We start from the raw sequence: 16,382 nt of genomic DNA on the forward strand, positions 1-16,382 counted from the left end.
TATTATTGGATGCGTGAACTGATCAAAGATCGACCACAATTCAAACTCTGGAAGAACCCAACCGTTCTGAAATGGAAGACCTACGTCTAATCCATTCATTTTTCATTAAAATCCCTCTCAACTCACCTATTTCCACTCACTTCACTCCACAATTTTTCACAACACTCCCTCTTCAGGGATTTTTTTATGCCCAAATTTTCCGAAGTCACACCAAAAGTCAACAACTACTTGAACTTGAAAGGATAATTTGCATTTGCTCACGAATTGATTTGGAAAAAATATTTTTTGAATGCCAATCAATTCAAGAAAAACTTTTTAAATGAGCAGATCTAAGCCATAAGAAACCTATTCTATATTTTTCTAAGCGTCGAAAGAATATTTTTTCATACAATCTTGATAAATCACAGTAAGAAGTTCTTTTGCAACTCATTTATTAGAGAATGATGTAGATCTAAGCTCTGTACCATCCCTTTTAGGTCATAACTCTGCAATGACCACACAGATATCTACTCATATGAGCACCAGAGTAATAAGTGAAATAAGCAACCCTCTTGATAATTTGTAATATATATTAGAATTGTGGTGCTTCGGATTTGAATATTTAAAGTTGGTTACTAACTTAATGAAAGTAAACTATTTTACTAATGGATAAACGCCATGTTGTATTAAAAAATATAATTTAACATAATGGCCTTTATCAAATGTTGTATGCAATTATAGATATGGAACTAGAAGGAAGACTTTGCTTTTATTCAGAAACTGGAACCGAGGGTGGTTATTGGGCTTTACAAGAAAGCAAGTATATCAAACTCGTGTCACCCACTTTTGGCGTTTCAAATAAACAAACGGTTTACGATATTGAGAATGATTCCCGAATAGGAATTGCATCTAAAAGTGAAGTATTATTAAATAACAAATGGCTTCCTCTACCAGATCCAATAACTCAGGATTCTGATTACCTTGAGTCCTCATTATACAAAGGAGAAGAACAGGGTGATTTTTTAGCAGATGATAGGTTAATGGAAAAGTATGATTTTAAAATCAATTATACAGAAGATAGAGCTAATGAAAAATATGGTAAAGGTAATTGGAAATTTTCTGGTCATGGTAAGGAAATTATCTTAAAGGATGGAAGTAAAATGTCTTTTGGAATAACATGTTCACCTAGTAGACCTTATGGAATTCCACAAAACGCTATTAGCCGCGTAACTATCAATTGGAATGATGGGAGAATTGAAGAAAACCGAGAATCCAATACTCTTCTTGTTGAAAGTTGGGATTACAAGGGCTTACATATTCTAGAAAACCAAGATGTTCTTAAAATTAAAGACCCTGAAAGTTTACATTGTGTTTGGGTAGGTCAAATTGATTTAAAGCAATTCGGGGTATTTCAAGAACATGCCAAAGGAGCTTGGATTCATGCAGAGCAAAAGAATTTTGACCGAGAAAAATGGGCAGAATATTTTTTCAATAAACATCCTGCAATATTAAAAAAGAAAGAAAAAAAGCATACAACAATGTATAAAAGTAATGGCGGTCAAAGTACTGAATTGAAAAATAAAACTACTATTAAACAGCAACCATGGTGGAAACGGTTGTGGTCTTAAATTAGCCACTACTCTTATACTAAATATTAGCATCAATTAGAATTAAATGAAAAGAAAAATAGGATTAACTATAATTGGAGCATTCTTCCTTACTTGCCTAATGGCACAAGATGGTTCAAATATCAAATATTATGAGCCGAGCGATCTTGACAGTTCATTAATTAGAAAATATTGTCATGTTGATTTTGGAGAAGAATCTCTTGGAGGACGGATAATTGACACTATTGATATCAAAGTACAAGGTCAAAAGATGAGATTCTATGAGCATAGAAAAGATAATGGATTTAATAATTGGTTTAACGAACAATATTTGATTCGTGTGGATGATAGAAGTCAAACGTCAACTCGACTTCAAAATTCGCGAATTGACAGCTTAACAGCTGACAAAGTATTTTTGACAAGTGTTCTTAGCTATTACGTCAATGAGTCACCAATCGACACGATAACTGTTTTTCAACATTGGTATGACCGAAAGAATATCTCAAAAGTGCTAATAAAGAATTAAAAAAGATGCTAACAATGTATATGAAATCATAGCACTCTATGGAATGATGCTCTTCATGTACTAACCGTTGTGCATCATGCATGCCAAGTTATATAGTGAGCTAAAAAATAATGCAAGTGTTACATGGATAGACTAAATTATTTTAACCCATATCAATCAAAGGGAATAAATCATGAAGACCAATTGACTAGAGCATATTTAGTCTTATTGAAATATTCAGGACATGCTTTTTCAACTTTTTTTGAGTATTGTAGAATCAATCATTGCACTTCAGAAGATGAAAAATCAATCTCTCTAATTGAAAACTTGGAATATGGATGGGATATTCAGACACAAAAAAGTAACCCTGATATAAGTACGAGCACTTTATTATCCATATTAATAACTGATTCACAATCAGCATTAAGGGATAAAGATATTAAGTCGAGTGAGAGAAATGCGATATACGATGGAATAATTACTTTTGGAAGTAATCTAACTTTAATAATTGAAAATAAACCTCGCTCTAAAAATGTTTGGTTTGACCAATTGAACCCTTCAAGACAAAACCTTTCAGAGGAAACTTCGGTTTATACAAATCCATCAATCTTAGAATGGAAAGAAATAATAAAACAATTGAATTACCTTTTATCTATTCCAACACTTTCTGGGAATGAGAAAATAATGATTGAAGACTTTCTTTCATTCATTGATACAAATTTTCCTTATTTAAATCCGTATGACAAGTTTCACCAATGTAAAGGAAATAAAGAACTAATAAATAGAAGAATTAAAAATGTTCTTGAATCTATTGTTCATGATGAAAGTATGATTGAATATCATCGTGGTTGGGGGTTTTATATAAAATCGAAGTACAATGAAATTAAAAAAATTGGCTTAATACAAAAATCAAGTGATAATGATTGGCATTTGGAACTGAGTTTATTTTTCGGAGATACTCAATCACAAGCAAAGTCTTTTTTTAGTTCTTTTTCTAATATTACTCCTCAAATAGATAATGAATGGTATATACGTCCCAATTTTCATGTATCATTTAGAAACTCTAATCTTGTATGGTTTAAATCAACTGATTATAGCCAATATATTGATTATTGGAAAAATAATATAGATAAAATATCGCAACAGAAAAGAGACAATGTAAAAACTTATATAAGTGAATTAGAAAAGCAGGAAATTATCATTCTAAATGAAGAAAAGTATTCTGAATTAGAAGAAAAGTTCTATGAAACAGCTATGTCAACGTTAAATATGTGTCCTGGTTTAGGGATGATTTATAAATTATCTTCGCAAAAGGTTGAAGAGCTAGATAAGAATGAGATGCTGAAGTCAACCCTTATTAAAAGAATAAAACAGGCATTAGGGATTATTAATAAAAACGGAAGCGAAATGTTAAAAGAATAATAAAGCACGAATATATATGAAACTGAATTTATTAGTCTTATTTATGTTTTTTCTTCTTCTAAGTTGTATCACTGAGTCGAAAGACAAAAAAGTAGAAACCCAAACAACCGACTCGAAGCAAGGAGAAGTAATATTCCCTCAAGTTAATGACGAATTTGATGGTTTTCTTAGGTACTTTGAAAAAGCAAAACTGCCAATTGAAATTAAAGGCTGTAATCTAAGTGAAAAGGAAATGCAAGAGTTTAAAGGAGACCTATTCAGAAAGTATGTTGATGAGTACCACTATGGTTATAAACAAATACCAACGAATGGAACCTATGTTGCAACTATAACATTAGGATCTGCCGACTGCTTCTTGCACGTATTGACAACTTATAAATTGACAGGTGAGAAGATTGACAGTAAATCAATTTCAATAAGTTACTGTGGTTCCGAATGTGGATATTTGTGCAATGAATATATGATAATTAAAGAAGATTATTCATTATATGTTTCGGACACAATAAGCTCTTCAGAGTGTGATAGCCTTGGAAATATTATTCCTGGAACAACAGAAAACTACGTGATTTATAAAACTGGAAAGTTGTTAAAAACTGGAGAGATTGAATTGAGTGAAGAAATCAGAAAAGAATTGGAAGAATAAAAAAAGAACACCATAGCAATGTATAAAAATAATAGCCGAATCAGTAGTGAAATTAAGGGTTTTAGCTCGCTTCAATTTTCGTGCAACTTTACAGAAAAATGGTACGCAGTCGGCTACTATTCTTATACTAAATGTTAGCAAAAAATAAAATCACTAAAAATTAATAACTATGAAGGAAGTAAGAATATTCTTAGCCTCTTCAAATGAACTGAAAGAAGAGCGTGAGTTATTTGAAAGAAATATATATCGGAAATGTCAGGAATGGTTTGCAAGCAAACAAACCTTTCTGTATCTCGATATTTGGGAAAACATGTCTGCTGCAATGACGCAAACTCATTCGCAGGACAAATACAATGAGTTTGTACAAAATGCTGATATTGTTGTAGTGCTTGCTTATTCCAAAATAGGAGAATACACCTTCTCTGAATTTAAAACCGCACAACGCACGTTTAAAAGCACCAATAAGCCCTTTCTTTTTGTGTACTTTAAAGCTAATCCGCCTTATACAGGCAACAACCTAAAAGACCTTCAATCGCTCGAAGACTTTAAAAAGCTACTTGCCGAAAGTGGTTACTTCTACCCCTCGTTCACCGATTTTAACGACCTATGGAACCAATTTAACAAAGAACTTGACCGACTTGTCGACAACGAATTCAGGAAAGTAACGCAGGAAAACCAGCAGAATGAGCTGACTGGAACAAATACCGACAATTCAACTAACCAAACCCACAGTGGAACTGGAAATAATATTGGCGGAGATTATGTGGGTGGTGATAAAATTTCAGGTAATAAAATAGTGAAAGAGTAATTATGGAACAACAGAATACATTCGGAAACAATATCACAGGTGATTATATTATTAAAGACAAAGTTTTAGGCGATAAGATTACGAACATCTACCTAAACACAACCGACTATCAGGAACTTGAAAAACAACTGAATAAACTGAAAGACCAAAAAATAAAATTACAGGAGCGTATTCAAAAATACCCTGATGATGATGACTTTAAAACCGACCTATTGAAAGTTGATGCCGATATAACAGAACAGGAACAGAAAATTGAAAGTTTTAAGGCTGATGTATCTCGTTTATACGAAACCTTTACCAAAATAGAAATAAACACTGAACGCCTGCGCCTTGCCAAAGCCCATTTCGACAAAGGTGAGTTTCGTGAAGCTGATGCTATTTTGAAAGCCGAAGAAATGACTTCCGATTTAGAGAAATTAAAAGAAAAAGACAAACAGCTTGACAAGGAAAAAGAGGAAGTAAAAAAAGGCAGAGAACAAATAGCCTACGAGTTTTTAGTTAAAGCCCAACTCTGGAAAACCTTTTATAGTGATCCAAATTGGTTTAATAACGCTTGTGAATACTACGAAAAAGCCCTCGATGCCTGTCGTACCGATGCAATTGTATTTCAATACGCCTTATTTCTCCAAAATCATAATCAATTCAATAATGCAAATACTTTATACGAAGAAGCATTGCTGATTTATAGAGAACTTGCCAAAGAGAATCCAAGAACGTATTTGCCCAATGTAGCTACTACTTTGAACAATTTGGCGGTTTTACAAAAGGATAAAAATGAATTTGGCGAAGCTTTAGAAAAATACGAAGAAGCATTGCAAATTGATAGAGAACTTGCCAAAGAGAACCCAAAAACGTATTTGCCCAATGTAGCTACTACTTTGAACAATTTGGCGATTTTACATTCGGTTAAAAATGAATTTGGCGAAGCTTTAGAAAAATACAAAGAAGCATTGCAGATAAGAAGAGAACTTGCCAAAGAGAACCCAAAAACGTATTTGCCCAATGTAGCTACTACTTTGAACAATTTGGCGATTTTACAAAAGAATAAAAATGAATTTGGCGAAGCATTAGAAAAATACAAAGAAGCATTGCAGATTTATAGAAAACTTGCCAAAGAGAACCCAAGAACGTATTTGCCATACGTCGCTACTACTTTGAACAATTTGGCGAATTTACATTCGGATAAAAATGAATTTGGCGAAGCATTAGAAAAATACAAAGAAGCATTACAGATTTATAGAGAACTTGCCAAAGAGAACCCAAAAACGTATTTGCCCAATGTAGCTACTACTTTGAACAATTTGGCGATTTTACATTCGGATAAAAATGAATTTGGCGAAGCATTAGAAAAATACAAAGAAGCATTACAGATTTATAGAGAACTTGCCAAAGAGAACCCAAGAACGTATTTGCCATACGTGGCAGGTGCTTTGAACAATTTGGCGAATTTACATTCGGATAAAAATGAATTTGGCGAAGCATTAGAAAAATACAAAGAAGCATTGCAGATTTATAGAAAACTTGCCAAAGAGAACCCAAGAACGTATTTGCCATACGTGGCAGGTACTTTGAACAATTTGGCGAATTTACATTCGGATAAAAATGAATTTGGCGAAGCCTTAAAAAAATACAAAGAAGCATTGCAGGTTTATAGAAAACTTTCCAAAGAGAATCCAAGAACGTATTTGCCCGATGTCGCTACTACTTTGAACAATTTGGCGGTTTTACATTCACATAAAAATGAATTTGACGAAGCCTTAAAAAAATACAAAGAAGCATTGCAGATAAGAAGAGACATTGCTAAAGAGAACCCAAGAACGTATTTGCCCGATGTCGCTACTACTTTGAACAATTTGGCGGTTTTACATTCACATAAAAATGAATTTGACGAAGCTTTAGAAAAATTCGAAGAAGCATTGCAGATTTATAGAAAACTTGCCAAAGAGAACCCAAGAACGTATTTGCCCGATGTCGCTACTACTGTAATAAACCTGAGTATTTTTTATATACAATCAGTTCCTGATAAAACAAAATCAATTGCATTAGCAATGGAAGCAGTTGAAATGCTTTTACCTGTCTATCAACAAGCCCCTTATTTAGAAAATTACTTGAAAACAGCCATTCAGGTACTACAAGAAAACGGTGTTGATTTAGATAAAATCATGAATAATGAATAGTTTTGCCAGTCGAGTAAGCTAGGGGAATCTCACCCCTAACTTCTCACAGAACCGTACGTGAACCTCTCTATCCATACGGCTCTTGTTATACAAAGTCTGGCTTTTTTACTGACTCTAAAGTCCTATTGTAGAAAGTCGCCACCGCCCTTTAGCTAAAAGACATTGAACTGAAAATAAGAAAGCCATCATTTCAACCGCAAATGGTATTTACTCACGAATTGATTTGAAAAAAATCTATTCTTGTTTTGTAATACATAAATATGTAAATTGAAATCATCTTTCAACAATCTAATAGCAAACTCATTTTTAAAAAGGAAGTTGGAAGTACTTTTTACTAATGGATATATACCATATGGCACATATCCGTGAGGTTTTGAGGGATAAAAGACATTATGTTTATCCAATGTTGTACTTAATTAATAATTAGCTAATCTCTATCCATCGGTCGACACAATCACTGGTCATAGTTTTGCATTACGTGACCAATAATTTTCATAAATACATTTAACTTTAAAATAATAAAAAGATGAAGAATACAATATTCGCTTTAATACTTATTTTCATTGGTATTACATCATGTGATAAAGAAGAGAGTTTTGAACTAACTAATATGCGAATCAATCATTACCAACAACCGATAAACAATTATGAGTTGTTTACAGGTATGTCCTATTATATCCAAGAAGGAGATGATATAGGTTCTAGTAATTGGACTTCTTTTCAGCATGAAATCAGGGGATTTGAGTTTGAATTTGGTTATGTATATGATTTAACTGTAGAAAAAGAAGAGTTAGAAAATGAATTGATTGACCATCCAAATGTTATTTATACGCTACGAAAAATAAATTCAAAATCTAAAATTGATATAGAAACAACATTTGATTTAGTACTTTCAATAAAGTATACAAATGGTTACCAAGCTCTGTTAAAAAAGGATGAATTTTCGAATTACTATTTACTTAATTCTAATATTAAGATTGATTGTGGAGATTTATATGAGCAATTATCTGAAAAGATTGAAAACGAAGAAGGTATACAAGGTACTTTTAAACATATTGATAGCCAAACAATCCAATTGTTGAAGCTAAATTAAAAAACAAATTTTCAGTATATTAATCATTACCTCTAGCATAAAAAATGGTTATATGAATCACGTAAGGTTAACTCTACGATAGAGTTTAAAAACTTTTAGGTAATAACAATATGAAAAGTAACAATCATACGAAAATACTAATTAGTTCACTATTTTTTATAGTATTTGGAAGTGCCTGTAATGAGGAGAATGATGAAGTAACTTTAAAGGATGTTATTGACTTTAACTTAATAAACAAATGGGAGTTAGTCAAGGTTTCGAAAATTGAGAAACTACCATCTCACATATATGATTCTATTAAATGTATCGATGGAACCCCTTACATATTTAATGATGGGATTAAATCAAAATATGTGAGTGAAACAGACCAACCTGATTCAATAATTAATTTCCAACCACTTAATGACATTTGGACAATTTACAGCGGAGATTCTTTATTGATAGAAAGAGAAGGTTTTCAACCAATCAGTCCTGTTTGTAATCAAGGAGAAATAATATGGATGACCTCTCCTGGATTTCCTGTATACAATTTTAAAATGAAATGGGAAGCGACGAGTGAAAGCTTTTCAATTTTAAATGACAACCTTGAATCCGTTAATTTTCAAATAGACTATATTGACAAAGATAGTTTAGTACTTGAAATGCCTAATAACAAACTGACCTTTCAAAGACAGAAAAACTAATCCACAGTCGAGCAAGTACATTGTAAACTAAGTTTTCGTTATTTATAGTGTTTAGAAATCAGGAGATTTCTGATGATCTGAAGGACACGAATGACGCTAACGCTTAACATTCGCGCCATTGAGCTTTCTACCACTATAGTTTGGTAGTACTCCCCCTGGCATTGAAGGGAAAAGTGTTAAGAATTTTATGAATTGAGCCGTTAAAAATGATTTTCTTGTCTGAGCAAAGCGAGTTTAAAATCATTGAGGCGAGCGGAATGAAATTTAGCTTTTGACTTCTAAGCCTAGATTTTTTGCTTCGTTTTTCAGCAATGGAAAAATGAAGAAGAAGGAAGCTTGAAAGTAGGTCATAAAAGCCTGCAGAATAATTGACTAAAGATTTGCGGTAATTTAGTTTACAATGTAGTAAGTTAGGGGAATCTCACCCCTAACTTCTCACAGAACCATCCCTTAATCTCTCAATTCATACGGCTCACGTGTTATACAGAGCCCTACAAGAAGCTGTAACCTAAAGACCAAAGATATATTCACCCCACCTCGAATAATAGAATTCAGAGTTTGGGCTTTTTACTGAATTATAGTTCCAATTTTCCTTGAAACCTTAACTCCCTAAAGGTAGCTGATCATACAAGGTCTGGCTTTTTTATTGACTCTAAAGTCCTATTGTAGAAAGTCGCCACCGCCCTTCAGCTAGAAGACATTGAACTGAAAATAAGAAAGTCATCATTTCAACCCCAAATTGCATTTACTCACGAATTGATTTGAAAAAAATCTATTCTTGTTTTGTAATACATAAACATGTAAATTGAAATCATCTTTCAACAATCTAATAGCAAACTAATTTTAAAAAGAAGTTGGGAGTACTTTTTACTAATGGATATATACCATATGGCGTATATCCGTTAAATCTTTGAGAAATAAACGCCATTGTACTCATCCAATGTTGGTGGTAAGCATACTAAATCTAAGAATGAAATTCAGACTGATAATAATACTTCTTATTTGCGTGTCCAGTAGTTCGTTTGGACAAGTAAAAGCCTTTGACTTCTCAAAATTGACGTTTAAAGGTCTTGAATTCCGTTTATCTAAAGACCTTGTAATTAAGACATTCGGACTAGGTGAAATTATAGATCCGCAATACGAATGCGGTTTTTATGCTAATGATCAGCAGGGTGCACCTTTTTATCAAATGTCGTTTAACTCTTTTAACTACATTGGAAGTGACTCTGAAAAATTTATTCTTGAGAATGTCTATTTCAACCTTGACAGTGGCCTATCAATCCAGTATGACCGATGGACTTTGAATGGACAGACAACTAAGGCAGACTTGGTAGAAATATTTGGTGACTACGTTAAAACTTATTTCGCTAATAATCCTGAAGTTAACGATATCCTCATCTATGACGCAAATGGAGATGATGGAGTTATATTTACATTTAAGGAAAACAGACTTATTAGCTTTCGGTACTGGTCACCATGTTGACAAAAAAAAGCCTACCACCAATATCAACTAAACTCCAATCTCGGGTGACGCAACCACTCACGAATTTAGCCATTATGCTAGCCTCAATTGTGAGTCATAACAAGTGGAATAATTCAGAATTAGTCGTTTTACTTTTATACTTGAAAACTAGACAATTGATATCATAATGACAGTAATTATTAAATCTTAAATCAAACTTATATATGGAAACGATCAATACCAATAAATTTTGGAAACTTATTGACAAAGCTGTCCAAGCTTCTAACGGAGACAATCATTTAAAAGAAAGATATCTAGTCCATGAACTAGAAAAATTATCGCTTGACGAAATAAAAAATTTTGAATTTGCTTTTCGAAAATGCATAATTGAAGCTGACGAGTTTAAAATTATGGCAGCACAAAAGATTATTGAAGGCTATGTTTCAGATGATAGTTATTTATATTTCCGTTGTTGGCTAATTGGACTTGGAGAAAATGTTTATGCTGAGATCTTAAACAACCCAGACTATTTGGCAAACATTGTAGATCAGAAAGAAATCCTCGATTGGGAAGGCTTAATGTACGTCGCGACAGATGCTTATTCTAAAAAAACAGGTAAAGAAGAGGATGAAACTTTCCCTAGAGACATTGCAATTGATTTGGGACTTGATTACGATTTTGGGGCACCTCCAACGAAAGGTAAGGATTGGACAGAAGATGAACTCCCAACAATGTTACCTAACTTATGGGCAAAGTTAAATTAAAAATCACAGACGCAACCTACCAGCGTCACCGTATCCATGTCGTCAGCAATGCAAATACAGACACAACATATGAAATCAATATTGAAAGTTTTTAATGTTACTTTTCTGATAATTTTTATTGGTATAAATGCATATTCTAAAGAAATAACTTTGGAACAACCATCCAATGAAACTTCTGAGACTGATACAGTAAAAAAAACATTTTCTGCAGATTTAGTATGTTCCCAATTGAACAATGCACTTCAGTATCTTAAAGACAATAAGATATTCTCAAAAAAGTTTAGAATGGATTATAAAATAAGGTCTGGTTGGGGGTATAACATTTTTCTTACTGAGTATCTTTCATACAAATTGAATGTGTCAGAAAATGATGTATGGAGGATTGATAATGAAAAACGTAGTAAAGCATTAATACACCTTAAGGAAAGCGTACCCTATGAGGACACTTTAATGTTTATCGACAATTGTAAGATTATTGATAAAACAAAGAAGAAAAGTAAGTGGACGATTCTTATATCTAAAACGGATGCTGAATCCATGTTAGTTCAATTTTCCTATAAAAAAAGACCCGATTTGCATGGAAGTGGGTTAATGTATTTATTCTTTTATGATGAGCATAATGAAATAGTCTCTTTCTATAAGACTTCTTGGATTGAATAAGAAAGCAAAACTTAAAACAATGTAAATTACAATAATAACAAACTTAAAATGAAAATCTTCAATTTAATATTAATACTTCTATTCCCTTTTTTAGGCTATTCTCAAACTAAAGTAACAGATCTTACTTTTGGGAAAAAAATAACTATTAACTCTGAAATATTATCAGATTCAATTGAATGTTGGGTTCGTATACCTGAAAGATTAAATCAATCAAACTCAAAAATTGATTCAGTATCCTTACTAGTTCTATTAGATGGAGATGAATATTTTAAAATAGCATCTGATATTGCAGAACTTTATGAATGGTCAAACAAAATGCCATTAACTGTTATAGTAGGATTACCAAGTACTGGCGAAAGCAGATATAAATATTATACACCAACCAATGTAAAAAATTTAAACAGTAAAGAGGATAGTATTTTATATTCAAAAACGGGTAATTTTAATCTTTTTGAATCCTCATTATCACAAGAAGTCATACCCCGTTTGGAACATTACTTACAAGTGAAATTTTCAGAAAAAACAATATTTGGTCATTCTAATGGTGGATTAGGAGCTTTATCATTTTACATATCACAAAATCATTTGTTTGATCATTATATTGTGGCAAGCCCGGCAATCCTTTGGGATAACTATTATATCCAAAAAAATATCTCTAATAATTCTCGTAAAGAATCTATTTATTTAAGCCTTAGTAATAATGGTTGGGACTATTCATTAAAGTCGTATGGAACATTAATAGATGTTTTAGAAAAGACCAATAAACGGTTTAAGTTTAAATTAAATGAAGAGGAAAATCATGCAACTAATGGCTTACGAACTTTACTAGATGGTTTAATCTATGTCAATAATAAGAATAAAATACAGTAGTTAACCATAAGGGCTTAGCTTGGTCTGAAAGTATGGTTACCGATAATTGGGACCTTATAACGATATGCTTACCTTATCCTACCGCCTATGCCTCTTACTTTACTTATGTCTCGCTTCACGGTATCCTTTCGAACTCTCGTTCACAGGAGTATTCAACAGTAGCAACTTTTGGGCACACAGATCAGCTAATCTCCATCCACCGGGTGACTCATCCGCTGGTCGTAGTTTAGCATTTATATTGAGTGGCATGAATTCATGAAAAAAATGAGAGAAAAATCACCTATAATATCACTTTTTGTTTTATCAATATTAGTTGGACTGATTTGGAGAATGGAAGTTGAATATCATGGCTGGGCTGGACTAACTTGGGTAGCATATTTTCATTTAGCAATTCCAACTGGCTTTTGTTTATTCCTAACATGGGCAAACTTCTTTGTAAAGCTTGATTTAAAGAAACGGATTTTAATTAATTCTATTTCATTGATATATGGACTGATAATTTATTATGTGCTAGAAACGTCATTGTATTATAATTTTGCTAGTGGACCATTAGGTTTTTTATTGGTTATGGAGATACCTGAATGGAAATTAAATTTGATAAGATTCTCATTATTGTTGATAATTCCATTCATCCCATTAGGAGCATTCCTCATATTAAAATTATTTAGACTCGAACCGAATAGAAAATTTTTGATAATTTCAATTATAAGTATTGTTATATCAATACCACTTTCTGTTTTAATGCTCGAAATTTCAAATCATAAGGGAGGACATGATTTAATACATTCTATTAAAAGTGGAATATTGATACCATTTTGGGTGTACTCAGTAGGACTTTTAATTATTGGTAAAAGAACAAAAAATTGAGTAAACAACTTTGTAGCCTTGTCAATCAAACTTCAACTGAACTTTCTCTCTTCGGAGAAGAAATTAGATTTCATTACAAAACAAAAGAAACTAAATCTTATCGAATAGATATCTATTATCAAGTTGTTTCTTTGGATAAGTTTCTAATGCGATTATTGAATATTATAACTAGAAAAATGATTCAACTTACCCTAAGAATTTTGAATTACAATTTTATGAAAATATAAGTACTAGGATAAATGAAAACGGGTGTTTCGTAGACCCATAATTGAAATTATGGGTTTTTGGGGAGATAACTCATTTCTCAACATTTGATCATAATATTTGGCCCATTCGTATTTTAATAGATTTAAAAACTGTAAATCTTTGAGACATATCAAGTTTATAATGAAAGTTGAAAAATGGGACAGCTTCCCATAAGCCCACGAGTTTAGTCATCACGTTGTGAGCAAGTTGAACAATCAGTAAAACTGTTATGACCATCTGTAAAATGGTTAAGCTCAACTCCTAACTTCATAAGATATTTGTCTTAACAAAAATCAGAATTGTTATGGCAAATAAAAATGTGATATGGGCTGATAAAGCCACTCTTTCAAAAGATCTAAGCGGCAAAACATACATAGTTACAGGTTCAAACTCTGGTGTAGGATTTGAGACCGCTCAACAACTGGTAAAACAAGGTGCACAAGTAGTAATGGCCGTTCGCAGACCTGAAGCTGGTGAAGAAGCACGCAAGAACTTCAAGAATGTAAAAGGGACTTGCGAAGTCATGAAATGTGACTTAGCTGATTTAGACTCTGTTCGCAATTTCGTGAATGAATTTAAAGCAAAACACAATCAGTTAGATGGATTGATGTGCAATGCCGGTATGGTAAACATGGAAAACAAACCAAAGTACACCAAACACGGTTTTGAATATACCTGGTCAGCAAGCTATTTCGGACATTTCTTGTTAACTGAGTTGCTTTTAGACACATTAAAAGCTACACCAAACGCACGGATGGCCATCATTTCTTCTGTGGTGCATGCTGGTAGCCCAAAAAGCAGACCTAAAGTTCACTTAGAAGATTTAAACTATAAAAAGAGAAAGTACGACAATTTTGCCGCCTACGGAGAGGCCAAAGTAGCCGTTGTTTTATACGCCAAAGAATTAGCTGAGAGACTCGAAGGAACAGGTGTTACAACCTACTCTATCCACCCAGGTTGGGCTCGTTCTAACTTTGGTAGTGGCGGTGGAGTCATAATGAAATCAATATTTTCACTGGTTCAACCACTCACCAAATGGTTTAACATGAGTGACAGCTCATGGGAGTCTGCACAAACGTCATTGCACTGCTTATTGTCCGATGATGCACCTCAGCACTCAGGTGCCTACTTCAGTCAACACAGTGTGCTGTACAGAGATAAGGAATGCAAGAAAGGTGGGTGGCCAATGAAAAGCCCCAACCCAAATGCTAGTGATATGGATTCAGCCAGAAAGCTAGTTAAGATGACAAGGGGAATGGTAGGATTGGACTAAAAACACAAAAAAGATGAAATCATTCAAAACACTTATGGCTCTCATTGCTTTTGCATTTGCGACTACACACGTGCAAGCTCAAGACGGCTGGGAAACACATACTGCCAAGGACGGAATAACAACTGTAAAAAGTCGCGTTCAAAAAACAAAAGACTTTACCAGGATTGATTATACAGTAACATCAAAAGGAAACTTTACTCTGAAAGAGGCGGATGAATTTTTCAAAAACTCCGCCAACCATAAAAAGTTTTGGGAAAATTGTGAGAAAAGTGAAGAGTTTAAGAAAATATCAGAAAATGATTGGTATACCTACTTGTACTTTAACTATTCTTGGCCAATGTCTGATGTCGATTGTGCACAGCACTTTACTAGAACGGTTACCTCAGAAAAAGTCGTTTTCAAAGCAACTACAACTCCGAATGCCATTGAAGACAGAGGCGTTGACAGATCTCACCTTTTTGATGTGATAATCACAGTAACTCCGATTGACGATGCAAGCTCAAACATAACGCTTGAAGTATCCTTTGGCAGTACGGTGAGTGGGCCTAAGTGGATGATCAATGCATGGCTTCCTGACGGCCCTAAAGAGATTATGGAAAGAATCATTGGTGAACTAGAATAACAACCATTAAAGACCCAAATAAAATGAACGTAATAATCACAGGAGCAACAGGAATGGTAGGCGAAGGTGTTTTGCACGAATGCCTTAATCATTCGAAAGTGGATTCTGTCCTAATCATCAATAGAAGATCCTATGGAATGAGCCACCCTAAACTGAAGGAAATCCTTCACAAAGATTTTTCTGATTTCAGTTCCATAGAGAAGGAGCTGAATGGATATGATGCTGCATTTTTATGTATGGGTGTTTCATCCGTTGGGTTGAAAGAAGATAAGTTCAGGTATTTGACTTATGATTTGACCATGGCTTTAGCCAAATCGTTAGTAAATATTAATACAAATATGACTATAACCTATGTGTCAGGAGCAGGTACCGACTCTACTGAGAAAGGTAGAACGATGTGGGCGCGTATTAAAGGGAAGACCGAAAACGATCTAATGAAAATGCCTTTCAAAGCAGTCTACGCTTTTAGACCCGGTGGCATCACACCCATAAAGGGTCTAAAAAACACCTACCCTATGCTCAAAGCAATGTCCCCTATTTTACCTTTGTTCAGGTTTTTAATGCCCAAACTTATTTGCAGTTTGCAGGAAGTTGGAGTAGCCATGATTAATGCTGCCTTGCATGGCTATGAAAAAAAGATTCTTGAAGTAAAAGACATTGTGGAACTAGCTACTTTAGACAAAAAGCAGTAATTCGATAGA

Annotated in this window: 17 protein-coding genes; all 17 read left to right on the forward strand. The window is 33.4% G+C overall.

Features of this window, described 5'->3' with window-relative positions; genetic code table 11:
• Positions 1-400 precede the first annotated feature (400 nt).
• Complete coding sequence (locus tag AVL50_RS33820; protein WP_082795741.1) at positions 401-565, forward strand: tyrosine-type recombinase/integrase; 165 nt, start codon at positions 401-403, stop codon at positions 563-565.
• A 157-nt stretch (positions 566-722) separates the two neighbouring features.
• Positions 723-1,607: a hypothetical protein gene (locus AVL50_RS09320; protein WP_157491232.1), complete on the forward strand. Its 885-nt coding sequence runs from the start codon at positions 723-725 to the stop codon at positions 1,605-1,607.
• Positions 1,608-1,653: 46 nt separating this feature from the next.
• A complete protein-coding gene (locus AVL50_RS09325) occupies positions 1,654-2,112 on the forward strand; it encodes a hypothetical protein (protein WP_062616228.1) in 459 nt (152 codons plus the stop codon).
• A gap of 123 nt (positions 2,113-2,235) precedes the next feature.
• A complete protein-coding gene (locus AVL50_RS09330) occupies positions 2,236-3,513 on the forward strand; it encodes a hypothetical protein (protein ID WP_062616229.1) in 1,278 nt (425 codons plus the stop codon).
• Between the two features lie 16 nt (positions 3,514-3,529).
• Positions 3,530-4,156: a hypothetical protein gene (locus tag AVL50_RS09335; protein ID WP_157491233.1), complete on the forward strand. Its 627-nt coding sequence runs from the start codon at positions 3,530-3,532 to the stop codon at positions 4,154-4,156.
• A gap of 169 nt (positions 4,157-4,325) precedes the next feature.
• Positions 4,326-4,964 (forward strand): hypothetical protein, encoded by a 639-nt coding sequence (locus tag AVL50_RS09340; RefSeq protein ID WP_062616231.1) that lies wholly within the window; start codon positions 4,326-4,328, stop codon positions 4,962-4,964.
• Between the two features lie 2 nt (positions 4,965-4,966).
• Positions 4,967-7,141 (forward strand): tetratricopeptide repeat protein, encoded by a 2,175-nt coding sequence (locus tag AVL50_RS09345; protein WP_062616232.1) that lies wholly within the window; start codon positions 4,967-4,969, stop codon positions 7,139-7,141.
• A gap of 526 nt (positions 7,142-7,667) precedes the next feature.
• Positions 7,668-8,234 carry a DUF4377 domain-containing protein gene (locus AVL50_RS09350; protein WP_062616233.1) on the forward strand — a complete coding sequence of 189 codons (567 nt, stop codon included), beginning with the start codon at positions 7,668-7,670 and terminating at the stop codon, positions 8,232-8,234.
• 110 nt (positions 8,235-8,344) lie between these two features.
• Complete coding sequence (locus AVL50_RS09355; protein WP_062616234.1) at positions 8,345-8,917, forward strand: hypothetical protein; 573 nt, start codon at positions 8,345-8,347, stop codon at positions 8,915-8,917.
• Between the two features lie 970 nt (positions 8,918-9,887).
• Positions 9,888-10,400 (forward strand): hypothetical protein, encoded by a 513-nt coding sequence (locus AVL50_RS09360; RefSeq protein ID WP_062616235.1) that lies wholly within the window; start codon positions 9,888-9,890, stop codon positions 10,398-10,400.
• A gap of 203 nt (positions 10,401-10,603) precedes the next feature.
• Complete coding sequence (locus AVL50_RS09365) at positions 10,604-11,143, forward strand: DUF4240 domain-containing protein (protein WP_062616236.1); 540 nt, start codon at positions 10,604-10,606, stop codon at positions 11,141-11,143.
• 69 nt (positions 11,144-11,212) lie between these two features.
• A complete protein-coding gene (locus AVL50_RS09370; RefSeq protein ID WP_157491234.1) occupies positions 11,213-11,803 on the forward strand; it encodes a hypothetical protein in 591 nt (196 codons plus the stop codon).
• A 48-nt stretch (positions 11,804-11,851) separates the two neighbouring features.
• On the forward strand, positions 11,852-12,673 hold the full coding sequence (locus tag AVL50_RS09375) for an alpha/beta hydrolase (RefSeq protein WP_062616238.1): 822 nt from the start codon (positions 11,852-11,854) through the stop codon (positions 12,671-12,673).
• 264 nt (positions 12,674-12,937) lie between these two features.
• The gene (locus AVL50_RS09380) at positions 12,938-13,540 is read left to right on the forward strand and encodes a hypothetical protein (RefSeq protein WP_157491235.1); all 603 of its coding nucleotides are present in this window, start codon (positions 12,938-12,940) and stop codon (positions 13,538-13,540) included.
• Between the two features lie 550 nt (positions 13,541-14,090).
• Positions 14,091-15,059, forward strand: coding sequence for an SDR family NAD(P)-dependent oxidoreductase (locus AVL50_RS09385; RefSeq protein WP_082795736.1), 969 nt, complete (start codon positions 14,091-14,093; stop codon positions 15,057-15,059).
• A gap of 13 nt (positions 15,060-15,072) precedes the next feature.
• Positions 15,073-15,681: a hypothetical protein gene (locus AVL50_RS09390; protein WP_062616240.1), complete on the forward strand. Its 609-nt coding sequence runs from the start codon at positions 15,073-15,075 to the stop codon at positions 15,679-15,681.
• Between the two features lie 23 nt (positions 15,682-15,704).
• Positions 15,705-16,373, forward strand: coding sequence for an NAD-dependent epimerase/dehydratase family protein (locus tag AVL50_RS09395; RefSeq protein WP_062616241.1), 669 nt, complete (start codon positions 15,705-15,707; stop codon positions 16,371-16,373).
• The last annotated feature ends 9 nt before the right edge of the window (positions 16,374-16,382 follow it).

Origin of the sequence: Flammeovirga sp. SJP92, assembly GCF_001583495.1 — a bacterium.
GTDB lineage: Bacteria > Bacteroidota > Bacteroidia > Cytophagales > Flammeovirgaceae > Flammeovirga.

Coding starts and splice junctions, on each gene's coding strand:
- AVL50_RS09320 (WP_157491232.1), top strand. CDS start 723: ATGGAACTAGAAGGAAGACTTTGCTTTTATTCAGAAACTGGAACCGAG.
- AVL50_RS09325 (WP_062616228.1), top strand. CDS start 1,654: ATGAAAAGAAAAATAGGATTAACTATAATTGGAGCATTCTTCCTTACT.
- AVL50_RS09330 (WP_062616229.1), top strand. CDS start 2,236: ATGGATAGACTAAATTATTTTAACCCATATCAATCAAAGGGAATAAAT.
- AVL50_RS09335 (WP_157491233.1), top strand. CDS start 3,530: ATGAAACTGAATTTATTAGTCTTATTTATGTTTTTTCTTCTTCTAAGT.
- AVL50_RS09340 (WP_062616231.1), top strand. CDS start 4,326: ATGAAGGAAGTAAGAATATTCTTAGCCTCTTCAAATGAACTGAAAGAA.
- AVL50_RS09345 (WP_062616232.1), top strand. CDS start 4,967: ATGGAACAACAGAATACATTCGGAAACAATATCACAGGTGATTATATT.
- AVL50_RS09350 (WP_062616233.1), top strand. CDS start 7,668: ATGAAGAATACAATATTCGCTTTAATACTTATTTTCATTGGTATTACA.
- AVL50_RS09355 (WP_062616234.1), top strand. CDS start 8,345: ATGAAAAGTAACAATCATACGAAAATACTAATTAGTTCACTATTTTTT.
- AVL50_RS09360 (WP_062616235.1), top strand. CDS start 9,888: ATGAAATTCAGACTGATAATAATACTTCTTATTTGCGTGTCCAGTAGT.
- AVL50_RS09365 (WP_062616236.1), top strand. CDS start 10,604: ATGGAAACGATCAATACCAATAAATTTTGGAAACTTATTGACAAAGCT.
- AVL50_RS09370 (WP_157491234.1), top strand. CDS start 11,213: ATGAAATCAATATTGAAAGTTTTTAATGTTACTTTTCTGATAATTTTT.
- AVL50_RS09375 (WP_062616238.1), top strand. CDS start 11,852: ATGAAAATCTTCAATTTAATATTAATACTTCTATTCCCTTTTTTAGGC.
- AVL50_RS09380 (WP_157491235.1), top strand. CDS start 12,938: ATGAGAGAAAAATCACCTATAATATCACTTTTTGTTTTATCAATATTA.
- AVL50_RS09385 (WP_082795736.1), top strand. CDS start 14,091: ATGGCAAATAAAAATGTGATATGGGCTGATAAAGCCACTCTTTCAAAA.
- AVL50_RS09390 (WP_062616240.1), top strand. CDS start 15,073: ATGAAATCATTCAAAACACTTATGGCTCTCATTGCTTTTGCATTTGCG.
- AVL50_RS09395 (WP_062616241.1), top strand. CDS start 15,705: ATGAACGTAATAATCACAGGAGCAACAGGAATGGTAGGCGAAGGTGTT.